Genomic DNA, 2480 nt, shown 5'->3' with positions numbered 1-2480 from the left:
GCACGAGGACCAGCCAATATCGGCGTGACCGGATCGATAGCGGGTGGTTGTACTGATATCTGTACTGGCACTGGAGCCAATGTTGTGTCCTGTCTACCACCACATGCAAAAAGTGCCAGTGTCAAACCCGCAGCAAATACATAATGTCTAATTTTCATGTCGATTTTCTAAAATAGGCCTTACGCGAAACAAAAGTGAAAGATTTCAGAAATAACGTAAACGCAAAACGGCTTTAAAGCCTGTAAATTACAGAACATCACATCAAGACGTCCAAGCCGACTGGATTATTGCCAATACTTGTTGGTAAGCCAAATCAACTGCACAACCACCAACTACGCCGACCATATGCTAACGGGAATGAGTTATTACGCCATCATCGCTACCTGCGAGACGACCAGATTACGCCAAGTCTGATCTGGGAGAATGTACGCTCCCAGATTCAAGTCTTGCCGGCATTGCTCGTACAGTCAAACAAATCGCTTATCGCATTAAGCACAGCCTTCTGGATGATTACCTATACCAGTAACTCGGGAACCCTTCTATTTCCATGCGCTTGTGTAAGCACTACTTTAAACTTCCAGGCTTATTGCACCAAAATGCACTAATCCTTGCGGCCACCCAATGTGACCCTGCGTCTCTCCATTGTCTCAAAAGAAATCAAGCAAAAAAACATACTCGTTGAGCGAAGTTTTGAACTCAGCAAAGATTACTTGCGTGGTGGCAGTATGGTCACGAGCGTACCACGTCCCTTGGTCGAGTCGTAGAACGCGAGACCGTTTTGCCAGCCTACGTTCATGAAGTTCGGAGAGGTTGTCCCCTTACTTGCATAGAACTTCGCCTGCGCTTCGACTGCGGCCATCTCTTCGGGGAGCGCAGGGCGAGCGGAAGTAATAAGCACAATCGCATCACGGACCGACGTTGGTGCGATACCGTAGGCAGGCGTTCGTTTTCCATACACCGCTTCGATGTCAGCTACCGTGACCACCTTCACCTTGCTCGCGGGAATAGTCTGGCCCTGTGGGAGTTTTCCACTCGGGTCAACAACCCACGGTTGTGGGGGAAGTTCACTCGGTGCAATGAGGCCCATGAGATACAGCATCATGTCACTGTGCTTGTACTGCATTTCATTGTGATATGGCGTGAGCATCCAATTTCCGTCGGCTTGATATACTATACCAAGACCACCACCTGCCGAAATGGGATCAAAGATGATCTGATTCCATAAATCAAAGTGACACTTACAGCCGTCGCTTTCTATGAGCGGGAGTCTTGAATCGTTCAAATAGAAACCGAAGCGATGCGTTAACTCATGCATATAAGGGCCGGTCGTTCCCCCCGTAATTTGCGAGACAGAATCGAGCGTGCTCGAACTGTACTTTGCAGCCTCTTGAACGACAAAACCGTAGTCACCGATACCAGTCACGTTGTACTTCGTGCGGAACGAATATTCGCTGCCGACATTCGGACCTACATTACCGGCATAAAAGAACGATACGTGATCGAAGACGTCCGGGTAATATGCAAGCACGCGATTCATCGCTTGCGGACCGAAGTCCGCGTCGGTATGTTCACCGTTGAAACGCAAGGAGGTACCCTGTACTACAACGTTTACCACTGAGCTCGACGCATAGACATCGTCAGCAATCTTCGTGACAGTGACAGCCTTTGCGCGATCGATAACGACCATCGACATACCCGTCTTCGCTTGCCCTGCGCTGGCAATATCGTTCCCTGCCGTGTCAACTACATGCACGCGCCCTTCGTAAGCGGCGATACCCATGTATTCGTAGAGTGGAAGAAGGTCCGTCTTGAGCGAAGTGGTGAAGCGATAGTCGCCAGCACGTTTATCTGGACCGATACCGTCATCGAGAAGCTGAACGTTCCGTGTAACGCTTTGCTTGGTCGACGGGTCGAGTCCAGAGTATGTGAGCACTACCCTATAGTTGCTCGAAACAGCAGCGAAGACTTCGATGTCCATCGCGGTCTTGCCGAGTTCATCGCGATACATGGCGGAACGATCATACGTCGCCGAAATGATATTCGGCTTCGCCGGGTCTGCCAACTTCGGCATCGCGATTGTGACAGACCGATCAGCGGTGATCGTGGTCGAGAATGACAATTTACCATTCGAGTAATTCACTCCAGCCGTATCAGCAAAGGCGAAGCCTGGGTGCACCGTTGCGTCGAAAACCGGTGAAACACCATTCGGAATGTCTACACTCACCTTCCCTTTCAGCTCAGTACCGTTGTAGGATACTTTCATCAGGTCGGGGATATCGAGCGTTACCGTGTAGGTGGTATTGAATGTGATGGTTGGGAAGGTCGGATTAATAACTTCCATAAATGGCCAATCAACCTTTCCCAATATTGCAATTGCACCAGCGGTAGAAGTAGGTGTAATCTCTGCGGCCATCGCCATCGTTTTAGTAATTGAATCCTGTTGCGTGCTGTAATTTAATCCTTGTTCTATCGCGAAGAAA

1 protein-coding gene and 1 pseudogene are annotated in these 2480 nt (G+C 49.5%); one reads left to right on the top strand and one right to left on the bottom strand.

Annotated elements, in window-relative coordinates; translation table 11 throughout:
- Positions 1–255: 255 nt before the first annotated feature.
- Positions 256–443 (top strand): annotated as a pseudogene (locus tag AC1RVX_RS29975) (IS701 family transposase); the annotation flags it as partial.
- A gap of 263 nt (positions 444–706) precedes the next feature.
- Here the strand turns inward: AC1RVX_RS29975 and AC1RVX_RS29970 are convergent.
- Positions 707–2480 (bottom strand): hypothetical protein (locus AC1RVX_RS29970; RefSeq protein WP_493220240.1); only part of this gene is annotated, 1774 nt, incomplete at its 5' end.

The organism is Undibacterium sp. GW821-FHT11B02, assembly GCF_058808955.1.
The sequence above is the reverse complement of the archived record's forward strand: the minus strand, read 5'-3'. Positions and strand labels throughout refer to the sequence as shown.